Below are 21,133 nucleotides of genomic sequence, written 5' to 3'. Positions count from 1 at the left end.
GGACGGGCGCGGCGACCGTCGCGAGCCAGAGGCCGAGCGCGAGGCCGGCAGGGCGCAGGCAGGCGCGCGCCAGGCTGGTGAGGGTCGGGAAAGCCATCTCGTCGTCCTTTCGCTTGCGGCACCCGCAGGATGGGCGCCTGCACGGAAGCGTTTCAGCCCGTGCTTGTGGTTGCTCGRCGTGCCGGCGTCAAATCACAGCTTAGAGTGCCCAGCCTGACCCGGATGCTCCGATCGGCTCCCTTGCCGCAGGTTGCAGGCGGCGGCGGCCTCGGCTACGCCCGGGGCCAGATCGCCGCAACCGGACATGACGATGCCGCAACCCAGCTTTCCAGCTTCCGGCCTGCCTGCCCTCGCGGAACGGGCCGAGCGCGTCGCCCCATTCATCGTCATGGACGTGATGAACCAGGCGGCGGCCATCGAGCGCAAGGGCGGCTCGGTCGTGCATATGGAAGTCGGCCAGCCCTCCGCGCCGACGCCACGCTCGATCCGCGCCGCCGTTTCGCATGCGCTGGAGGATGGCCGGATCGGGTACACCCAGGCGCTGGGCACGGATTCGCTGAGGGCTCGCATCGCCCGCCATTATCGCGAGGCTTATGGCGCGGACGTGGCGGCGGAGCGGGTCGTGGTGACGACGGGCTCCTCGGGCGGCTTCATCCTGGCCTTCCTCGCCTGCTTCCAGCCGGGTGCGCGGATCGCGATCACGGCGCCGGGCTATCCGGCCTATCGCAACATCCTGATCGCGCTCGGGCTGGAACCGGTCGCGATCGAGGTCGGGCCGGAGACCCGTTTTGCGCTGACGCCGGAACTGATCGAGCGCGCCCATCGCGAAAAGCCGCTCGCCGGCGTGCTGACGATGAGCCCGGCCAACCCGACCGGCGTGGTGATGACGCCTGAGGCCATCGCGGAGGTCGCCGCCTGCTGCCGCCGGCTCGGGCTCTGGTACATCTCCGACGAGATCTATCACCGCCTGACCTATGAGGCGCCGGCGACCACGGCGCTCGCCGCCGATCCCGACGCGATCATCGTCAACTCCTTCTCCAAATATTACTGCATGACCGGCTGGCGAGTCGGCTGGCTGGTGGTACCGCCGCGTCTCGTCAGGACGATCGAGCGGCTGCAGCAGAATTTCTCGATCTCGGTGCCCTATCTCAGCCAGGTCGCCGGCGAGGCTGCCTTCGACGCGACGGAAGAATGTGAAGCCATCAAGGCCGGCTACGCCGCGAACCGCGCCTTCCTGCTGAAGGCCCTCCCGCAGATCGGGCTGGGGGATTTCCTGCCGGTCGACGGCGCCTTCTACATCTATCTCGACGTCGGCCGATATTCGAACGATTCCATGAGCTTCTGCCGCGACGCTCTCGAAAGGGCGGGGGTCGCGATCACGCCCGGGCTCGATTTCGACGAGGGGCGTGGGGCGCGCACCGTCAGGCTCTCCTTCGCGGGCTCTCTCACTGAATGCGAGGAGGCCGTTTCGCGCCTCGGAACCTGGCTCAAGACGCGCTGACGACGAGCTTTGAGCGCGAGCCCCTTGCYAGGCTCCGCCAAAGCTCAGCATTGTCAGTGGCGAGCGCGAAGCGGAGATCTGCCATGAATCGTGGCGCGGCCGGCCCGGCTGTCATGAGATGGGGCGTTTCTCTGGTCCTGGCCTGTCTGGCCATGCTCGTTGCCGGCCATGCCGCGCRCGCCCAGACGCCGGCCCAGCCCCCGGTCGTCCTGACATTGCGCGGCGACGAGACGCCCGAGACGATCGCCAATACGGTGAACGCGCTGTCGGCCGGCGGCCGGCAGGTCGAGATCAGGCTGGCCGGAACGGCTCCGCCGCCTGCGCCCGACGCGACCGACAAGAAGCCAAAATCGGCATCGAAGCCGGCCGCGCCCGCGAAGGCCACGCCGGTCGGAATGCCATCGACCGGGGACGACATGCTCTCCGGCCAGATCGACGCGCTGCTCGACCGGGTCGTCGACGGCATCGACTATGGCAACAGGGCGATACCGAGCATTGCCGGGCTGCCGGCGGATTGGCAGGCTGCCTGGCAGCGCAATGCCAATGGGCAAACCGGCTTGCCGGCCGGCTGGCGCATCCTGTCGATCGTGGCGCTCGCGCTGGCCGTGGCCTTCCTGGTGCGGGCCGCCTGTGCGGGCTGGTTCGCCCGCAAGCGCGTGCCGGCCGGGCCGGAATTCACGCCGCGCCTGATCGCCTCCGCCTACGGCCTCGCCGAGGACATGCTGACGATCCTGCTGGCGCTGCTGGTCGTGCGGATCGCCCGCAACGCCTGGCTGCCGGAGAGCGACATCGCCTCGATCAGCCTGACGACGGCGACCAACGGCGCTGCCATCGGAGCGATCTACATCGCCGTCGGCCGTTTCCTGCTGGCGCCCGGTGCGCCGGAGCGGCGCATCATGCCGCTGCCGCGGGCCGACCATCACTTCCGGCTGCTGGTCCTCTATGCGATCGCGACGCCGGTGATCGTCACCAGCATCCTGCTCACGCACCACGTCGCGCATGATCCCCTGCCGGCTGCCGGTCTCATCGCGCTGACCGGTTTCGCGGTGACGCTGTTCAAGCTCTGGTGGTTCTACGACATGCGCCATGACCTCGCGGCGCTGGTGCTGTCCGGGGCCTCGTCGCCGGGCGTGGTGCGGCGCATGGTGGCGGCCGGGGCTGCCTGGTTCTACATGGCGGCGAGCATCCTGCTCTGGCTCGTCGAGGCCGGGGCGGCGATGATGACGAATGGCGGGCGCTGGGCAGAAGCCGGTGCGCTGACGCAGACCGCCATCGTGATCCTGCCGATTCTCGTCGTGGGCATCTCCAGCCTGATGCATTGCCGGGCCATGCATCGCCAGACGACGCAGGGGGCGACGCCTCTGTCTCAGGCCGGCGGCGCGGCGCTGCGGGCCGCCGCGGTCGGTGTGATCTGGGCAGCCGGCCTCTTCGTGCTGGCGCGGCTCTGGGCCGCCTTGCTGCTCGGGATGAGCTCGGACCAGTTCGTGGTCTTTTCCCGCCAGGCGGCCGGCGTGGTCGTCTTCGCTTTCGCCGGCTGGGTGGCGCTGGTCTTCCTGCGCGCATTCTTCGATGCCTATGCGCCGAAGCGCCTCGTCGTCGGTCCCGCCGATGAGGAAGCCGCCCATGACGATGCCGTTCCGACCCGTCTCGCCACGGTTCTGCCGGTCCTGCGCGGCGTCATTCTCGGCGCGGTGATCGGCCTGACCATCCTCGTCGTGCTCTCCCGCCTCGGCGTCGATATCGGCCCGCTGCTTGCCGGTTTCGGCATTCTCGGCCTCGCCTTTTCCTTCGGTTCGCAGACGCTCGTGCGCGACATCGTCTCGGGCATGTTCTTCATGATCGAGGACGCCTTCCGCGTCGGCGAATATGTCGATACCGGCCGGCTCAAGGGCACGGTAGAGAAGATCTCGCTGCGTTCGATCCAGTTGCGCCACCAGAGCGGCCAGATCCACACCGTGCCGTTCGGCCAGATTTCGTCGCTGACCAATGCGAGCCGCGACTGGGCGACGGTGAAGTTCAATGTCCGCCTCGACCATTCGGCCGATATCGAGCAGGCGCGCAAGGCGATCAAGAAGACCGGGCTCGCCTTGCTCGAGGATCCGGAGTTCGGTCCGCATTTCATCGCCCCGCTCAAGATGCAGGGCGTCGCCGACATCACCGACAGCGCCATCGTGATCCGGCTCAAATTCACCGGCAAGCCGAACCAGGCCTCGATGCTGCAGCGCGAGGCGCTGAAGCGGGTCTACCGGGCGCTGAACGAGGCCAGGATCCCCTTCGCCTCGAACGCGGTCACGGTGCGCGGCGGCGACCAGGGCACGCAGGCCGGGGCGGCCGCGGCGATCTCGACCGTGCCGCCGCCAACCCCGCTCGCGCCTGCGGCGGGCTGATGGCGCTCAAGCGTCAGAGCAACAGGAACAGCCCGAAGCCCGTCACCGCGAGCACGGCACCGAACAGGCGGGCGAGCCGGGCGGCGCCGATGACCGACAGGCGGTCCGCGCGGCGGCCAGCACGCGCAGCCGGCTCGGCCTCCACCTCGCTGCGATACTGGTCGGCATAGAGGCCGGGCGTCAGCTGCGGGCCCATCGGGCGATTGCCTTCGAGTTCGACCCTGACGGCGATGAACAGGACGAGCAGGCCGAGCACGCCGACGCCCAACCAGCCGACGGCGCGCCATGCGAGAATGGCGAGCGCGGCCAAGGCCGCCGCCGACAGGACGCTCAGGACGACATGCTCCGTGCTGCGCGGTGGCGGCATGCTTGCCCCTCGGATGGCTTGCGAGCCTGCCGATGATGCCCCGCTTCGCGGCTGCGGCCAATGGCTGGCGAGGTCGGATCATGAAAAAGGCCCGCTGCGGAGCAGCGGGCCTTTCGATCTTGCGATGTTCTCTCGGCTCAGGAACGGCCGGCGAGCTTGTTCCACCAACCACCGCGCTTCGGCCGTGTCGGATCCGGCTCGGTCAGGACGACCGCGACGGGCTCTTCGACGGGGCGCGGAGCGGGAGCCGGCTCGGGCTCCGGGGCAGGCGGCGCAGCGGCGGCGCTGGGCTCGGCCTCCGCAGCGGGCTCCACAGCAGCCTTGGCCGGCTTCTCGGCACGGGCAGGCGCCTCGGGCTCCACCGGCGCGGGCGCAGACCCGGCAGCACCTCCCTCGGTGATCGGAACGACCTTCTTCCGCGACCGGCTACGCTTTGGCTTTTCGGCTTCGACTGGCGCGGCTTCCGCGACGACGATATCGGCCGCGACCTCCTTGGCCGCCTCGGCCTCCTTCGTCGCCTTCGGCTTGCGGGCGCGGCTGCGCTTCGGCTTGGGCTCCTCGGCCGGAGACGCGGCTTCCTCGGCGGCTACCGCCTCGATTGCCGGAGCCTCGGTCGCGCTCTCGACGACGGTCTCGGCGCTTGCCGATTCCTCGCCCTCGTCATCATCGCCGCCTTCGCCGTCCTCGCTCGCGGTGCCTTCGCCCTGCATGTCCTGCTGGTCGCGCTCGCCACCCCGCCGACGACGCCGGCGCCGGCGGCGACGGCGGTTCTCTCGGCTCTCGGCCTCGCCTTCGCCGCGCTCCTCCTGCGCGTCGCCGGCGGCCGTCTCGCTGTCGCCGGTCTCGGCGTCGAGCGCGGCGGCCTCAGCGGCGGCGTCGAGTGCCTCGTCATCGACATCGGAGGCGACCGCCTCGGCCTTGAAGGGCGAAGGTACGACCCGGCCCTCATTGCCGACGAACTCGCCGCGCTCCAGCTCGAAATAGCGGGTGCCGAGCAGGTTCACATCGGTCGAGATCGTGATCGCGATGGCGAAGCGGTTTTCGAGATCGGCCAGATGCGCGCGCTTCTGGTTGAGAACGTAGAGCGCGACCTCCGGCCGGGTGCGGATGGTGAGGTTGTGCGAGGCGCTCTTGATCAGCGTCTCCTCCAGCGCGCGCAGGATCTGCAGCGCGACGGAGGGCGTCGAGCGGATCATGCCGGCGCCGGCGCAGTGTGGGCAGGGGATCGAGGAGCTCTCGAGCACGCCGGTGCGGATGCGCTGGCGCGACATCTCGAGCAGGCCGAAGGCCGAGATGCGCCCGAGCTGGATGCGGGCACGGTCGTCCTTGAGGCATTCCTTCAGCTTCTTCTCGACGGCCCGGTTGTTCCGGTTCTCCTCCATGTCGATGAAGTCGATCACGACGAGGCCGGCGAGGTCGCGCAGCCTGAGCTGGCGGGAGATTTCCTCGGCCGCTTCGAGATTGGTCTTGAGRGCSGTGTCCTCGATATTGTGYTCGCGGGTCGARCGGCCCGAGTTGATGTCGATCGCGACCAGMGCTTCGGTCTGGTTGATGACGAKRTAGCCGCCGGACTTCAGCGTCACCGTGTTCGAGAACATCGCGTCGAGCTGGCTCTCGACACCGAAGGCGGCGAAGAGCGGGGTCTGGTCGCGATAGGGCTTCACGCTCTTGGCATGGCTCGGCATGAGCATGCGCATGAAGTCCTTGGCCTCGCGATAGGCCTCCTCGCCGGCGACGTGAACCTCGTCGATGTCCTTGTTGTAGAGGTCGCGGATCGAGCGCTTGACGAGGTTGCCCTCCTCATAGACCAGCGCCGGGGCGACGGAAGCCAGCGTCAGCTCGCGCACGCTCTCCCACATCCGCATCAGATATTCGTAGTCGCGCCGGATCTCGACCTTGGTGCGCGAGGCGCCGGCCGTGCGCAGGATCAGGCCCATGCCCTCCGGCACCTCCAGCTCCTGGGCGATCTCCTTGAGGCGCTTGCGGTCCTCGGCATTGGTGATCTTGCGCGAGATGCCGCCGCCCTTGCCGGTGTTCGGCATCAGCACCGAGTAGCGGCCGGCGAGCGAGAGATAGGTGGTCAGCGCCGCGCCCTTGTTGCCGCGCTCCTCCTTCACGACCTGGACCAGGATGATCTGGCGGCGCTTGATCACCTCCTGGATCTTGTACTGGCGGCGCGACTGGCGGTGCGGCCGCTCGGGCATGTCGTCGAGGGCGTCGCCGCCGCCGATCTGCTCGGGAGCCTCTTCGGCCTCGTCACCATGATCCTCGTCGTCGCCATCCTCGTGGTCGGAAGGCTTGCGAGCTTCCAACTGATTCTCGGACGAGGCGGCCTCGTCGGCCGATGCGACCGCTTCCGTCGTCTCGAAGGTCAGCGGCGCGGCGTTTTCGACGGCGTCCTCGGTCGCCGATTCGGCAATGGCCGGCGCGAAGGACTCGCCGAAAGCCGGCGCGCCCTCGTTGACCATGGCGGCCTGCTTGCCGTCGGTCTCGACATGTTCGCCAGCGCTCTCGCCAGCCGTCTCGATCTCGGCCGAGACGGTCTCGTCGGCCGCGGCCTTCTTGGCGCGGTGATCGCGGTCGCCACGGCGCCCGCGGTCGCGGCGGCCGCGCTTCTCGCGGCGCTCCTCGTCGCGCTCTTCGTCACGCTCGGCGCGCGCCTCGTCCTCGATGAGCGCCTGCCGGTCGGCGACAGGGATCTGGTAGTAGTCCGGGTGGATCTCGGAGAAGGCGAGGAAGCCGTGCCGGTTGCCGCCATATTCSACGAAGGCSGCCTGGAGCGACGGCTCCACGCGGGTCACCTTGGCGAGATAGATGTTGCCGCGGAGCGGCTTGCGGCTGGCGGATTCGAAATCAAACTCTTCGACGCGGGATCCGCGCACCACCACGACCCGGGTCTCTTCCGGGTGGGTGGCATCGATCAGCATTTTGTTGGCCATCAGAAATTTCCATGGGCGCGGCCGCTGGCAAGACCCGCGAGGCTGCGGACAAGAATCCGCTGCCGCGAGCCAGGGCGCCGCTGAAGGGCCGGCGCGAGCCGGCATGTTGCAGGAGGGAGAAGTCGGTCGAGACAGGAAGGCGGCTGGGGAAGGCAGAGCGAACGAAACGCCCAGCGCAATCCCGCAGGTTTGAATGCTTCACCGATGATACGTGCGGCGTCGCTTGCCCCGTCATCTGCCCTGACCTGCGGCGCGCCCGTCTCTCGACAGGACGCTCCGCGTTTGCACGCTCGCGAGACAGGGCAGGGCGCTGAACTCGCGATCCCGGCCCGCCCTCTGCGGACGATCCATTACGGTCGACCTGCTGCCACCGCCCGGATGGGCGGAGGCCCAACCTGCTCCGGACGCCGACGGATGGTTCGATCCGGATGTGTCCTATGGGCAGGTTGGCGGGCAACCATGTTCCATTACAGATAGGTCACAGTGATTTGCAAGTCACATCGCAACCGGATCGCGCGGAACGCATGGCGGCGCGGTTCATCGCGCGATGATGTCGTGGTAACGGCCTGTTAGGAATTCGGGTCGCTATGGTTAAGTCTTGGTGACGACAAGCGGGATTTTTGAGCTGTTTTCACGCATCCGCCAGGTCGAATCGGGCTTTTTCCGGGCTGTGGGGCGCTGGAGAGCGGTTTCGCGCGCGTGGTCCCGTGTCTGGCCGATGGTGGGGCTGTGCATCCTTCTCGGCGCCGTTCCGGCGTTCGGCGAGCCGGGCAGGTCGCAGAGCGAATTTCCCGTCGCGACCGATGCGCGGCTCGAGCAGCAAGGCGACATCGTCAAGCTGACCATGGCGCTCTCGACCGTCATCGACGTCGAGGCCTGGGTGCAGGCAGCGCCCGACCGCGTCATTGTCGAGATGCCATCGACGAATTTCCAGATTCAGCCCGGCGCCCGCAAGACCGCCGGCTTCATCGGCGCCTATCGCTACGGGCTGTTCACGGCCGACAAGGCCCGAATCATCATCGACCTTTCGCAGCCCGCGGCGATCGCGAAGGCCGAGGTTCGTGCCCTTCGGGGCGGGCTCGGCGAACTGGTGATYGAGCTCCGGAAGACTGGTCGCGCCGAATTCCTGGCCGAGGCCGCCAAGGCGAGGAAGCCGAACGTCACGGCCGCCCTGCCGACGCCGGCGAAGCCCACGGGAGAGGCGCGCCGCACGATCGTCATCGATCCCGGTCATGGCGGCATCGACCCCGGTACGCTCGTCGCCTCGATTGCCGAGAAATCGGTGGTGCTGAATTTCGGCCTTGCGCTGAAGCAGCAGCTCGAAGCCTCCGGCCGCTATCGCGTGGTGATGACCCGTGACGACGACCGCTTCGTGTCGCTCGGCGACCGGGTGAAGATCGGGCAGGACGAAAAGGCGGACCTGTTCATCTCGATCCATGYCGATTCGCTGACGCAGGCCCAGGATGTCCGGGGTGCCACCGTCTATACGCGCTCCGAACGGGCGACCGACGCCGAGGCTGCCAGGCTCGCCGCCAAAGAGAACCAGGCAGATGCCGTGGCGGGGCTGGAAACCAGCGAGGAGGTGCAGGACGTCGCCGGCATCCTGATCGATCTGGCGCGACGCGAGACGCGGACCTTCTCCGGGGTCTTCGCCCGCAATCTGGTCGAAAAGATGGGGGCCTCGGTCCGGATGCACAAGATCCCGCTGCGCTCCGCGCGGTTCTGGGTGCTGAGCGCGCCGGACGTGCCTTCGGTGCTGATCGAGCTCGGCTACATGTCGAGCCCGAAGGATGCCGAGCTGTTGACTTCCGCCGAATGGCGCGGAAAAGCGGTTGGTGCCGTCGGTGCGGCGGTGGACGAGTACTTTGCCCGGGAGCGTGCCTCTGTCGGGCAGGCAGCCGAGAACCGGCACGCGCCTTAAGTTCGCGAGATGGTGTCAAGTTGACACGAATTGTGGTCGCGAAGCCACGGTTCCGCCATCACGGTCATGTTATAGCTTGCCGTTGCAAAGCGCCCCGTTTCGGCGCGCGCCGGGTGGCAGAGATGGGGTCCGGGACCTGAGATGCGGTTTATCCTGCGAATCTTCGGATGGTTGTTCGCTGCCGGCACGATCGCTTTCGTGATCGGCGCGGCCGTGCTCGGCGGCCTGATTTGGCATTATTCCAGGGATCTGCCGGATTACGCCCAGCTGCGGAACTACGAGCCGCCGGTGATGACCCGCGTCCATGCGGGCGACGGCAGCCTAATCGCCGAATATGCCCGCGAGCGCCGGCTCTACATCCCGATCCAGGCGGTGCCGAAGCTCGTCGTCGATGCCTATATCTCGGCCGAGGACAAGAATTTCTACAAGCATATGGGCGTCGATCCCGAGGGCCTCGCCCGCGCCGCGATCTATAACTTCCGCAACCGCGGCGCCAATCGCAGGCCGCAGGGCGCCTCGACCATCACCCAGCAGGTGGCGAAGAACTTCCTCGTCGGCTCGGAGCAGTCGCTCGAGCGCAAGATCCGCGAGGCGCTCGTCGCGCTGAAGCTCGAATCGACCTACTCGAAGGACAAGATCCTCGAGCTCTATCTGAACGAGATCTATCTCGGCGCGCCGGCGCCTGGGCTCGGCAGCTACGGCATCGCCGCGGCGGCGCTGAACTATTTCGGCAAGTCGGTGCATGAGCTGAACCTGCAGGAGGCCGCCTATCTCGCGGCGCTGCCGAAGGCGCCGAGCGATCTGCAGCCCTTCCGCAATACCGATCGCGCGATCGAGCGCCGCAACTACGTGATCGACCGCATGGTCGAGAACGGTTACGTCAAGCGCGACGTCGCCGAAGCCGCCAAGAAGCAGCCGCTCGGCGTCAATCCGCGCCAGGTCTCGCCGAACAACATCGCCGCCGGCTATTTCGCCGAGGAAATCCGCCGCGAATTGCAGGATCGCTATGGCGAGAAGAAGCTGCTCGAAGGCGGCCTGTCGGTCCGTGCCACGGTCGATCCCAAGATCCAGCTGACGGCGCGCAAGGCGCTGGTCGACGGTCTCGTGCGGTTCGACGAGGCGCGCGGCTGGCGTGGCGCCATCCAGAAGCTCGATATCGCCGGGCAGGACTGGGGCAAGGCGCTCGGCGAATTGCCGGTGCTGGGCGATGTCGCGCCCTGGCGGCTCGCCGTAGTGCTCGATGCCAACGGCGACAGCGCCAGGCTCGGCCTGCATCCGTTGCGCGACAATGCCGGCAACCTCAACACCCGCCGCGAAACGGTCACGCTGGCGGCGGACGGGATCAAATGGACCCGCCGTGGCCGTGTCTCGCAGGTGGTTTCGGCCGGCGATGTCGTCTATGTCGAACCGATCGAGAACCGGCCGGGCTATGCCCGCCTGCGTCAGCTGCCGGAGGTCAATGGCGCCATTGTCGTGATGGACCCGTTCTCCGGCCGCGTGCTCGGCATGGTCGGCGGCTTCTCGCACGACCAGTCGGAGTTCAACCGCGCCACCCAGGCGATGCGCCAACCGGGCTCGTCCTTCAAGCCCTTCGTCTATTCGACGGCGCTGGACAATGGCTACACCCCGTCCAGCATCATCCTCGATGCGCCGATCGAGATCGACCAGGGGCCGGGGCTGGGCATGTGGCGGCCCGAGAACTTCGACGGCAAGTCGGTGGGGCCGCGCACGCTGCGCTACGGCATCCAGTTCTCGAAGAACCTGATGACGGTGCGCCTGGCCAAGGATGTCGGCATGCCGCTGATCGCGGAATATGCCCGCCGCTTCGGCATCTATGACGATCTCCAGCCCGTGCTCTCGATGGCGCTCGGCGCCGGCGAGACGACGGTGATGCGGATGACGGCGGCCTATTCGATGCTSGTCAAYGGCGGCAAGCGCATCCGKCCGACSYTGATCGACCGCATCCAGGACCGCACCGGCTCCACCATCTTCCGGCACGACCAGCGCGTCTGCGAGGGCTGCAACGCCGATAAATGGGCGAACCAGACCGAGCCGCGCCTCATCGACAACCGCGAGCAGGTCATCGATCCGCTGACGGCCTACCAGATGGTCTCGATCCTGGAAGGCGTGGTCAATGCCGGTACGGCGACCGTGGTGAAGTCCGTCGGCAAGCCGCTCGCCGGCAAGACGGGCACGACCAACGATGCCAAGGACGTCTGGTTCGTCGGCTTCTCGCCGGACCTCGCCGTCGGCGTCTATATGGGCTTCGACAAGCCGAAGTCGCTCGGCACCTCCGCGACGGCGGGCCAGTATGCCGCGCCGATCTTCCGCGATTTCATGACGGTGGCGCTCAAGGACAAGCCCGCGACGCCGTTCCGCGTGCCTGCCGGCATCAAGCTGATCCGCGTCGATCCACGCACTGGCATGCGTGCCGGCGGCGAGGGCGGCATCCTCGAGGCCTTCAAGCCCGGCACTGCGCCGCCCGACAGCTATTCCGTCGTCGGCTCGGGCGACGGCAGCGCCCCGTTCGCCGCGCCGGCGGGTGGCGGACGCGCGGTCGGCTCGGGCACCGGCGGCCTCTACTGACGAGCGCTTTTCACGATGCAGCAAGGCCCGGATACGCATCCGGGCCTTGTCTTTGCTGGTGGGGATGAACGCCCCGGGACCCGGCAAGATGAGGCGGGCGTTTACAGCGCGGTCTTTCGCCCCTATCTCAGCGCTACGAATCCAAGACCGACAACGGAAGATCTGACGACGATCATGCGCCCCGAAATCCAGACGCAACTCGATAACGCCAAGCAGTCGATCGGACTGCTGAGGAGRCATCTTTGACTGGGATGAAGCCCAGCGCCGCCTAGCGGAACTCAACGCCCTCTCGGAGGGGCCCGATTTCTGGAACGATGCCGAAGCCGCGCAGAAGCTGATGCGCGAGCGCACCGGGCTCGAGACCCAGATCGAGGGTATCGGGAAGCTCGAGCGCGAGCTCGACGACGCTCTGACGCTGATCGAACTCGGCGAGATGGAGGGCGACGACGCCACCGTCACCGAGGGCGAGCAGGCGATCAAGGCCGTTCAGGACGAAGCGGCGCGGCTGCAGGTCGAGACCTTGCTCTCGGGCGAAGCCGACATGCTCGATACCTATGTCGAAATCCATCCCGGCGCGGGCGGCACCGAAAGCCAGGATTGGGCCGAGATGCTGCTGCGCATGTATCGGCGCTGGGGCGAGCGGCGAAAGTTCAAGGTCGAGACGCTCGAATACCAGGACGGCGACACGGCCGGCATCAARTCGGCGACGCTGCAGTTCAAGGGCCACAACGCCTATGGCTGGCTGAAGACCGAATCGGGTGTGCACCGCCTCGTGCGCATCTCGCCCTTCGATTCGAATGCCCGGCGGCAGACCTCGTTCGCGTCGATCTGGGTTTATCCCGTCGTCGACGACCGCATCGTCATCGACATCAACGAATCGGATTGCCGCATCGACACCTATCGTGCCCAGGGCGCCGGCGGCCAGCACATCAACACCACGGATTCGGCGGTGCGCATCACGCATATCCCGACCGGCATCGCAGTCTCCTGCCAGCAAGAACGCTCGCAGCACAAGAACCGGGCCAAGGCCTGGGACATGCTGCGCGCGCGCCTCTACGAGGTCGAGCTGAAGAAGCGCGAGGAAAAGGCCAATGCCGAGCAGGCCTCCAAGACTGATATCGGCTGGGGCCACCAGATCCGCTCTTATGTGCTGCAGCCCTATCAGCTCGTGAAGGATCTGCGCACCGGCGTGAGCTCGACAGCGCCTGCCGACGTGCTCGACGGCGATCTGGACGCGTTCATGGAGGCGTCGCTGGCCCAGCGCGTCTACGGCACCGAGGTCGAGGTCGAGGATATCGACTAGGCCCGACATCGCCATCCCGGCGCGCAACGGCACGGTTCGGAGCCCATGAGCGCGGAAATTGAAAAAGGGCGGCAATCATGCCGCCCTTTTTGCTGCGCCGTGTTCATGGGCTCCGGACTCATTGCTGCGCAATGCCCGGGAATGACAAAGGGGCTCTGCGCATCAGAGAATGTTCGCCAGCTTGCTGCCGGCATTGAGGAAGCGGGTCGGATCGACCGGCTCCTCGTTGATGCGGGTTTCGTAATGCAGATGCGGGCCGGTCGAGCGGCCGGTCGTGCCGACCTTGCCGACCACCGTGCCGGCCTTCACCATCTGGCCGACCGAGACGGAGATCGCCGACATATGGGCATAGCGCGTGCTCAGCCCGTTGGCGTGCTCGACCTCGACCATGTTGCCGTAGCCGCCGTTATATTCGGCCGCCACGACTTTTCCGGGCGCGGTGGCGAGGATCGGGGAGCCCGGCGCGGCGCGGAAATCGACGCCGGTATGCATTGCCAGCCCGCGCGTGAAGGGATCGGTGCGGTAGCCGAAATTCGAGGTGAAGTCGTGATCGCCTGTCATCGGCCGGCCGAGCGGCATCTGCTCGGCGAGGCCGCGCAGGCGGATGAGAGAGGTCAGACGCGGCTGCAGCGTGGTCAGGGTCGCCTCGAAGGGGCCGGCCGAGGGATCGAGCTTCACCGGTACCAGCGGGCCGCCGACGCCGCCATCGACGATGGCCGGGGCAGCCATGCGGTCGGTGTCGAGCCCGGTTTCCGCGAGCGCGCTGCGCAGCTTCTTCTGCGCCTCCGCGACCTTCTGGTCCATCTCCTTGAGGGCGTCGAGCTGCGCGTCGGAGGTTCGGGCCATGGCCTTGTCGAGCTTCTCCAGGCTCGCCTCGACCCGCTTGGCGGGGGGCTCGGGCGGGGCGACCTCGCCCGACTGCCAGCCATTCTGGGCGTTGGCCTCGGCGCCGCGCAGCGCTGGCGTCTCGGGGGCAGGGGTCGGCTTGCTCGGCATGATCGGCGCGAAGCTCGTCACGCCCGAGGCCCGAATCGCTTCCTCGGGCTTGGCCACGCGTGGGCGCAGGGGAAGCCTGTTGGCCGGCAGGACGCCGTTGGATTGCAATGCATCGGTCATCGCCGTCACGAGCGACTGCCGCGATTCGAGCTCGGCCTGGCGGGTTGCCAGCTCGTCGACGCGGGACTCGACACCGTCCTGGTCGAGCAAGGCGCGGCTGGCATAACGGTCGACATCCGCACGCAGGGCGGCGATGCGGTCCTCATAGGCGTATTGCCGCGTCGTCTCGCGGGCGATCATGCGGGCGGCGAGGTCGTCCTTGCTGAGGATGTACCAGCCGGCGGTGCCGCTGCACGCCGTCATCAGCGCGAGCCAGCCCAAACCCATGAGCATCGTCGAACGGCGGATGGTGTAGGTCTTGTGGACGACGAGCCCGCTGACCGGGAGGGACGGGGCTGTGTGAGGCTGTGCATGCATACGCGGTACCGGGGGAAACGCCGCGTGCAGCCGGTCGTGTCGTCCTTGGGGTAGGCGTAGAGCACCAGTTTGCGCCCCCGAAAGCCGGCCAGCGTGACCTCGCCACCGCCATCGCGCGGCAGACGGAAATCCGGGGCCGCTTCACCTTCCTGCAAAACCATCGTTTCCGCCTTCCTTTTGTCGCCTTCGGGGGGCATGGACCGCTGCAGCCGCTAGATTTGAGTAGGATCGGTTCTCCGATCGGGTTCGTGTGCCCGACGAAACCCGTCCCTCACTGGCCGGGGAGCGGCGCGATCTGGCGAAAGACGAGGCAGCCGCCGGTTACGGGTTGCCGAATCGCATCGTCAGGTCACATCGACATCCATGCCGTCTCCCGAGATTGCGGCAAGGGGCGCTTTTGCTGCACCTTGTCGGAAGCGGCACCGACGCCCGAGAGGACCACGCGCATTTTGGCGGAGCAGGAAGCAAAGGTTGCGCTTGCCGGGCAGGGCGAGCCGGCGCCGCAGGGCGCGGCCTGCGATGCGGAGGTCGTGAAGAAGCGCGCCAGGGCCGGCTTGATCACGATCTGTGTCGCGATCGTGGTCGCTGCCGTGGTGCTGGCCGGCGCGGCCGTGACGCTGCTCGTCACCGGGATCATTCCGCTCTCCGGTCTCGAAGGGCGAATCTCGTCCGCGATCGAGGAGCGGCTGGGCCCCGACTGGAAGGTGGAGGCCGCCTCGGCCGAGCTCGGCCGCATCGACGGGCATTCTCAGCTCAGGGTCAGGCAAGTCTCGTTCCGTCACTCGAGCGGCGCCGTCATCCGGGCGCCGGAGGCGATCCTCGGCTATGAGCCGATGGCGCTGCTCAAGGGCGATATCCGCCTGGTCTCGATCGATTTGCGCGGCGTCAACGTCCGGCTCGGCGTCGACAAAAACGGCGCGCTCGTCGTGAACGCCGATTCGGCTCCCGCAGAGACACCGCCACCCGCGACGGTTCCCGATGCCGCGCAGTGGAATGCCTTCACCGGCATCATGAGCGCGATCTCGACGCTGGCGCGCGGCGACGGGCTGCTCGGCGCACTGGAGAACGCCGGCATCAACGGCGCCCGCCTTTCGCTGGTCGATCCCGAGGGGCGCCAGAAGGCCGGCTTCGAGGATGTCGAGATTCGGCTGTCGCGGATCGGCGAGCGCGGCACGCGCCTGACGATGAAGGGCCGCACGGGGCAACGCTGGAAGGAGATGGCGGTCGATCTCACCACCGAAGCCGACGGAACCCAGCGCGCCGATATCGATATCCAGCGCTTCGAGCCGGCCGAGGCCGTCGCGCTGGCCTTCGGGACGGGCGGGATGGAGCTGGAGGGCCTCCCCCTTCAAGGCAAGGCGACGCTGCGGCAGACGCCCGACGGCAAGCAGTCGATCACGGCCAAGATCGACGTCCAATCCGGTTCGATCCGCTTCCCGGAGAGCCCGATGCCGACCGTCAAGCTCGCTTCGGCCCATTTGGAGGTGGCCAGCGGCCCCGATCTGACCCAGCTCAACATCGTGCGGGCCGAGATCGATGCCGGCGCGACGCATTTCGTCTCCTCCGGTTCGCTGCGCGAGGATAATGGCGGCTGGCGTCTCGAACTCGACGCCAAGGGACAGCTCGCCGGGCTCGATGGCGACCCGGCGGTGCAGATGGACGGCCTGAAGGCCAATCTCAAAATCGATCCCGCCAACGGCGCGGTCGGAGTGGATGAGCTCAGCATCCGCGGTCCCAAGGCCAAGGTCGACATGACCGCCTTCGTCCAGCGCGTCGGCAGTTCCCCGCTGCAGCGCTTCCATGTCAAGGCGATGGATTCCGATCCGAGGGCACTTCTGGCGATCTGGCCGAAGTTCACCTCCCCGGACGTGCACAACACGCTGGAGCGGCAACTCGCGGCCGGACACATGAAGTCGTTGACCGTCGATCTCGACCTGCCGGCGGAGGATCACGCCAAGCTCATCCATGGCGGCGGCATGCCCGACGGCGCCTTGCTCGTCGTCATCGACGCCGATCAGGTGCGATATCTGCCCGACCCCGGCCTGCCGCCCCTTACGGATGCGGTGGTTGCGGGCAAGGTCACGGGGCGCACGGTGCAACTTGCGATCGGCCAGGCGACGGCCGATCTCGGCAATGGCCGCAGCATGCGGCTGAGCGACGCCAGCTTCGCGATGCCGGACTACTGGATACATCGCGCCCCGGCGAATATCGCGTTTCGGATTGCCGGCTCGATGGATTCGCTGACCGCTCTGCTGGGCTTTCCGGCGCTGAAGGACTTCACCCCGGGCCAGATCGACCCCGCTGCGATCAAGGGCGCGAGCGACCTCAAGGTCGCGCTCACCCTGCCGCTGGCGAACGACCTGAAGACGGAGGAGGTGTCGATCAGCGGCAACGGCATCCTGTCCAATGTCGCATCCGACACGATGCTGGGAACCGAGAAGCTCGACGCCGGCTCCTTCACGATGAATTTCGATCGCAACGGTCTGGCGCTGCGTGGCGACGCGAAGGTCGGCGGCGACAAGACGCAAATCGAGATCAAGCAGAATGCGAAGGGGCAGGGTGATGCGACACTGCTGCTCTCCCTCGATGCGGCGGCACGGCAAAGACGAGGCATCGGACCGGATTCCGGTATTTCCGGCGCGCTGCCGGTCAAGGTGGTGAAAAGCTTCAGCAAGGGCCAGCTGAACACGCCACCGCGGGTCGAGATCGACCTGACCAAGGTCGGGCTCGACGGAACGATACCGGGCCTGAGCAAGCCGGCCGGACGGCCGGGCAAGGTCAGCTTCAACTACATCCTCGATACCGACGGGCCCGATCTCGACGATTTCTCGTTCGATGCAGGCAGTGCGCAGATCAGGGGGCGCGTCGAGCTCAACAAGCAGAACGGGCTGGAGAGCGCGAGCCTGACGCAGTTCCGTCTCTCGCCGGGTGACAACCTCAAGCTCGACATCAAGCGGGACGGCGGCGTCACCAAAGTCATTGTCCGCGGCGCGGTGGCCGATCTGCGGCCCTTCATCAAGGACGTTCAGAGCCCAGCCCAGGCGCCGCGTGGCGATCGCTCGGCGCAGCAGAAGGGCGGCGACTACGACGTCGATCTCGACGTGCCGATCCTGACCGGCTTCAACAACGAGGCGATCACCAACGGCACGCTGAAATTCTCCAAACGCGGCGGCGATCTGCGCATGGTCAATTTCCAGGGGCGCATCGGCAAGGCCGACGTGACTGTCAGGCAGCGCCAGAGCGAGGGCGGCAAGCTCGTCGTGCAGACGGAGAATGGCGGCTCGCTGCTGCGCTTCCTCGATCTCTACAACAAGGCCTATGGCGGCGACCTCATCCTGACCATGGGGACAGGCGAGAACCAGAGCGGCGACCTGCTGTTCCGCAACTTCCTCGTGCGCAACGAGCCGGCGCTGCGACGCGTCGTCGGCACCTCGTCGAGCAGCGCCTTCACGGGCGAGCGTACCGGAGGCGACCCACCGGACGTCCGCATCGACGTCAGCGAAGTCGCCTTCACCAAGCTGCGCGCCGAGTTCACCCGCTCCGCCAGCCGGCTCGACGTCTCGGACATGGTGATCTGGGGCCAGCAGGTCGGCTTCACCCTTCAGGGCCATGTCGATTATGGCCGCGACCGCGTCGACATCGGCGGCACCTTTGTGCCGGGCTATGCCTTCAACAACGCCTTCGCGCAGGTGCCGGTGGTGGGGGCGCTGCTCGGCGGCGGCAGCCAGTATGGCGGGCTCTTCGCGGTGAATTTCCGCATTTCCGGCCCGGCCAGCGCGCCGAACATGACGATCAACCCGCTCTCCGCCCTTGCACCGGGTATCCTGCGCCGCTTCGTCGATCCGCTCGGCGGGGCACCCGAGCAGCGGCCGGTCCAGCCGGGGCAGGCGCCGCCACGGCCCTGAGCGATACTGACGAGGCGAGATTTGCGGTCACGCTCGGGCCTGCCCCGAGCGTCTCGTGGAGGAACGGCGCCTCTCACGGCGAGACATTTCCGGACTGCGCCTCGCTTAGCCCGGGAATGACGGCGCGACCGGATGAGGTTGCTTGTTCTTGCCGAAGCTGTCCTTGCCGGATCGGGCCTGTGCCTATTCCGGCCGCAGCAGGACGTGCTTCTTCYTGCCGAAGGAGAGCTTGACCGCCCCATCCGAGGTCAGATCGGCGAGGCCGAGCGTGGCGCGCTCGTCCGTGACGACGACATCGTTGACGCGCAAGCCCCCGGCCTTGACCTGCCGACGCGCCTCACCGGTCGAGGGCACGAGCCCTGCCTTGACGAAGGCGCTGAGCACGCCAAGGCCCGGCTCGATCTCACCGCGGGGGATCGCGACGCTCGGCAGGTCGGTCGCGAGGGCGCCTTCCTCGAAGGTCTTGCGCGCCGTCTCGGCAGCGGCTTCGGCGGCCTCGCGGCCGTGGACGATCGCCGTGATCTCGGTCGCGAGGATCTTCTTCGCCTCGTTCAGCTCGGCCCCGCCGAGCGCAGCGAGCCGGGCGATCTCGTCCAGCGGCAGGCGCGTGAATACCTTGAGGAAGCGGCCGACATCGGCATCCTCGGTGTTGCGGAAATACTGCCAGAAATCATAGGGGCTGAAGACGTCGGCATTGAGCCAGACCGCGCCGTTGGCGGTCTTGCCCATCTTGGCGCCGGACGAGGTCGTCAGCAGCGGCGTCGTCACGCAGTAGAGCTGCGGGCCGCCCATCCGGTGCGAAAGATCGACGCCGTTGATGATGTTGCCCCACTGGTCGGACCCGCCCATCTGCAGGCGGCAGCCATAGCGGCGGTTGAGCTCGACGAAGTCGTAGCCCTGCATGATCATGTAGTTGAATTCGAGGAAGGACAGCGACTGCTCGCGGTCCAGCCGGAGCTTCACCGAATCGAAGGACAGCATGCGGTTGACCGAGAAATGCCGGCCGACATCGCGCAGGAATTCGACATAGTTCAGCTTCAGCAGCCAATCGGCGTTGTTGGCCATCATCGCGTCGGTCGGGCCGTCGCCATAGCGCAGGATGCGGCCGAAGACGCGCTTGATGCTCTCGATATTGGTGGCGATCTCCTCGACGGTCAGCAGCTTGCGCTGGTCGTCGCGGAAGGAGGGGTCGCCCACCATGGAGGTGCCGCCGCCCATCAGCGTGATCGGGCGGTGGCCGGTCTCCTGGAACCAGTAGAGCATCGTCAGCGAGATCAGGTTCCCGATATGGATCGAGGTCGCGGTCGCGTCATAGCCGACATAGGCCGTCTGGGTTCCCTGCCGGCACAGAGCATCGAGGCCGGCCGGGTCGGAGACCTGGTGGATGAGGCCGCGCTCGTCGAGGACGCGCAGGAAATCGGATTTGTAGGTGGTCATGGCGGCTTGCGATCTGGCGTTTGTGGGTCCGCCGTCGTCTAGAGCATGTTCCGCCAAAGTGGAAACCGCTTTTGCGGCGAAGGCGCCGGCGGCCTTCATCCGGGAATGCGGTTGAGCCATAATCCGGCAGCGTCGCTGGGATGCGGCGGGTCCACGACATCGCGCGAGAGCCCGAGGTCGCAAAGCGCGCGGTCGTCCAGCATGGCGAGGCGGCGCTGCGTGCGGGCGGCAGCCGCATGACGCTGCCAGGACGCCAGCAGGCCGAGCAGGAAGGAGGCGCCGGCCCGGGGGGCGAGCGGCGCCGTTTGCGGTAGGCAGGTCATGATCCGATCCTCGGAGGCGGCAGGCGATGCGCCTGGCGGTGTGAGGTGAATCTGAGCCGGATGGCGCGGGACGACAAAGCGGAAGATTGTCACCTGCCATAAAGAGGGCTTATGGTTCGGTATGCCCGCGCATCCGCCGCCACCAAAGCTTCCTCCGCTCGCCGCGGTCCGCGTTTTCGAGGCTGCGGCGCGCCACCAGAACTTCACCCGCGCGGCCGAGGAACTCGGCATGACGCAGGCGGCGGTGAGCTACCAGATCCGCTTGCTGGAGGACCGAGTGGGCGCCGCGCTGTTCGTGCGCCAGCCCCGCCAGGTCGTGCTGACGGCGATCGGGCAACGCCTTGCCGGGCCGGTGGCGAAGGCGCTCGCCGATATCGGCACGGTGTTTCGCGATCTCTGCGAAGAGAACCAGACGGTCCTGACGATCTCGGCGTTGCAGACGATGGCGATCACCTGGCTTTCACCGCGCCTCGCCCAGTTCCAGATCGAGAACCCGCAATTCGAGGTGCGGGTCGGGACCTCGGAGCATCTCGTCAACTTCGCGACGGAGTCGGTCGACCTGGCCTTGCGCTTCGGGATGGGCGAATGGCCCGGGCTGGTCGCGGAGAAGCTCTTCGCATGCCACTACGCACCGCTCTGCACGCCGGAACTGCGCGAGCGGCTACAATTGCGCGAGCCGCAGGACCTGCTGCGGGCCCCGCTGCTCAGCCCGACGGATGATTGGTGGGCAAACTGGTTCGCCGATGTCGGTATCGCGGCGCCGAAGCCCGGCGGACGGGCCACGATGGCGTTATCGATGCAGGCGATGAACATCCAGGCGGCGCTGCGCGGGCATGGCGTCGCGATGGCGGCGCCGGAACTCTTCGCCTATGACATCGCGGCCGGGCGGCTCGTCTTCGCCATTGAACACGCAGTGCGGGGGGACCGCTCCTACTGGATCGTCTATCCGCCGGAGCGCCAGCGCGAGCGCAAGATCAGGTTGTTCCGCGAC

At 67.3% G+C, this 21,133-nt stretch carries 13 protein-coding genes; 7 read left to right on the top strand and 6 right to left on the bottom strand.

The features are described from left to right. Positions 1-310 precede the first annotated feature (310 nt). Both AB4Y99_RS15230 and AB4Y99_RS15225 read left to right on the top strand, forming a co-directional pair. Entirely contained in the window at positions 311-1,501 is a 1,191-nt protein-coding gene (locus AB4Y99_RS15230; RefSeq protein WP_441523890.1) for a pyridoxal phosphate-dependent aminotransferase, read from the top strand. A gap of 83 nt (positions 1,502-1,584) precedes the next feature. Next, positions 1,585-3,888 carry a mechanosensitive ion channel family protein gene (locus tag AB4Y99_RS15225; protein WP_441523889.1) on the top strand — a complete coding sequence of 768 codons (2,304 nt, stop codon included), beginning with the start codon at positions 1,585-1,587 and terminating at the stop codon, positions 3,886-3,888. Positions 3,889-3,901: 13 nt separating this feature from the next. On the opposite strand, the gene AB4Y99_RS15220 is transcribed toward AB4Y99_RS15225, so the two are convergent. Together AB4Y99_RS15220 and AB4Y99_RS15215 are read right to left on the bottom strand one after the other, a co-directional pair. Further along, complete coding sequence (locus AB4Y99_RS15220; RefSeq protein WP_441523888.1) at positions 3,902-4,255, bottom strand: hypothetical protein; 354 nt, start codon at positions 4,253-4,255, stop codon at positions 3,902-3,904. Positions 4,256-4,392: 137 nt separating this feature from the next. Beyond that, positions 4,393-7,194 (bottom strand): Rne/Rng family ribonuclease, encoded by a 2,802-nt coding sequence (locus AB4Y99_RS15215; protein ID WP_441523887.1) that lies wholly within the window; start codon positions 7,192-7,194, stop codon positions 4,393-4,395. A 718-nt stretch (positions 7,195-7,912) separates the two neighbouring features. Here AB4Y99_RS15215 and AB4Y99_RS15210 point away from each other — a divergent pair. The 3 genes from AB4Y99_RS15210 to prfB all read left to right on the top strand — a co-directional run bounded on the left by AB4Y99_RS15210 (position 7,913) and on the right by prfB (position 13,004). Beyond that, positions 7,913-9,115 (top strand): N-acetylmuramoyl-L-alanine amidase, encoded by a 1,203-nt coding sequence (locus tag AB4Y99_RS15210; RefSeq protein WP_441523886.1) that lies wholly within the window; start codon positions 7,913-7,915, stop codon positions 9,113-9,115. 141 nt (positions 9,116-9,256) lie between these two features. Further along, a complete protein-coding gene (locus tag AB4Y99_RS15205; protein WP_038365742.1) occupies positions 9,257-11,701 on the top strand; it encodes a penicillin-binding protein 1A in 2,445 nt (814 codons plus the stop codon). Positions 11,702-11,875: 174 nt separating this feature from the next. Beyond that, a protein-coding gene (gene prfB, locus AB4Y99_RS15200) for a peptide chain release factor 2 (protein ID WP_441523885.1) occupies positions 11,876-13,004 on the top strand; the annotation gives its coding sequence in 2 pieces (ribosomal slippage) (positions 11,876-11,944 and positions 11,946-13,004; 1,128 coding nt in all). Between the two features lie 162 nt (positions 13,005-13,166). Here prfB and AB4Y99_RS15195 read toward each other — a convergent pair. Together AB4Y99_RS15195 and AB4Y99_RS15190 are read right to left on the bottom strand one after the other, a co-directional pair. Then, positions 13,167-14,477: a M23 family metallopeptidase gene (locus AB4Y99_RS15195; RefSeq protein ID WP_441523884.1), complete on the bottom strand. Its 1,311-nt coding sequence runs from the start codon at positions 14,475-14,477 to the stop codon at positions 13,167-13,169. Further along, positions 14,363-14,638 (bottom strand): redoxin domain-containing protein, encoded by a 276-nt coding sequence (locus AB4Y99_RS15190; protein ID WP_441523891.1) that lies wholly within the window; start codon positions 14,636-14,638, stop codon positions 14,363-14,365. The genes AB4Y99_RS15195 and AB4Y99_RS15190 overlap by 115 nt, the downstream gene beginning before the upstream one ends. A gap of 288 nt (positions 14,639-14,926) precedes the next feature. On the opposite strand from AB4Y99_RS15190, the gene AB4Y99_RS15185 reads away from it, so the two are divergent. Continuing rightward, positions 14,927-18,382 (top strand): hypothetical protein, encoded by a 3,456-nt coding sequence (locus tag AB4Y99_RS15185; RefSeq protein WP_441523883.1) that lies wholly within the window; start codon positions 14,927-14,929, stop codon positions 18,380-18,382. A gap of 183 nt (positions 18,383-18,565) precedes the next feature. Here AB4Y99_RS15185 and tyrS read toward each other — a convergent pair whose 3' ends face one another. After that, positions 18,566-19,819, bottom strand: coding sequence for a tyrosine--tRNA ligase (gene tyrS / locus AB4Y99_RS15180; protein ID WP_441523882.1), 1,254 nt, complete (start codon positions 19,817-19,819; stop codon positions 18,566-18,568). Positions 19,820-19,914: 95 nt separating this feature from the next. Beyond that, the gene (locus tag AB4Y99_RS15175; RefSeq protein WP_038365749.1) at positions 19,915-20,142 is read right to left on the bottom strand and encodes a DUF1127 domain-containing protein; all 228 of its coding nucleotides are present in this window, start codon (positions 20,140-20,142) and stop codon (positions 19,915-19,917) included. Between the two features lie 121 nt (positions 20,143-20,263). Here AB4Y99_RS15175 and AB4Y99_RS15170 point away from each other — a divergent pair. Continuing rightward, positions 20,264-21,133 (top strand): LysR substrate-binding domain-containing protein (locus tag AB4Y99_RS15170; protein WP_441523881.1); only part of this gene is annotated, 870 nt, incomplete at its 3' end.

The sequence above is a fragment of the Allobosea sp. TAB14 genome (assembly GCF_052113865.1).
In the GTDB taxonomy this organism is placed as follows: Bacteria; Pseudomonadota; Alphaproteobacteria; order Rhizobiales; family Beijerinckiaceae; genus Allobosea; species Allobosea spartocytisi.
This window is presented reverse-complemented; position numbering and strand designations above follow the sequence as displayed.

Bases quoted from the DNA above. Each gene is read 5' to 3' on its own strand.
- AB4Y99_RS15175 (WP_038365749.1), bottom strand. From the start codon at position 20,142: ATGACCTGCCTACCGCAAACGGCGCCGCTCGCCCCCCGGGCCGGCGCC.
- AB4Y99_RS15195 (WP_441523884.1), bottom strand. From the start codon at position 14,477: ATGCATGCACAGCCTCACACAGCCCCGTCCCTCCCGGTCAGCGGGCTC.
- AB4Y99_RS15220 (WP_441523888.1), bottom strand. From the start codon at position 4,255: ATGCCGCCACCGCGCAGCACGGAGCATGTCGTCCTGAGCGTCCTGTCG.
- AB4Y99_RS15190 (WP_441523891.1), bottom strand. From the start codon at position 14,638: ATGGTTTTGCAGGAAGGTGAAGCGGCCCCGGATTTCCGTCTGCCGCGC.
- AB4Y99_RS15230 (WP_441523890.1), top strand. From the start codon at position 311: ATGCCGCAACCCAGCTTTCCAGCTTCCGGCCTGCCTGCCCTCGCGGAA.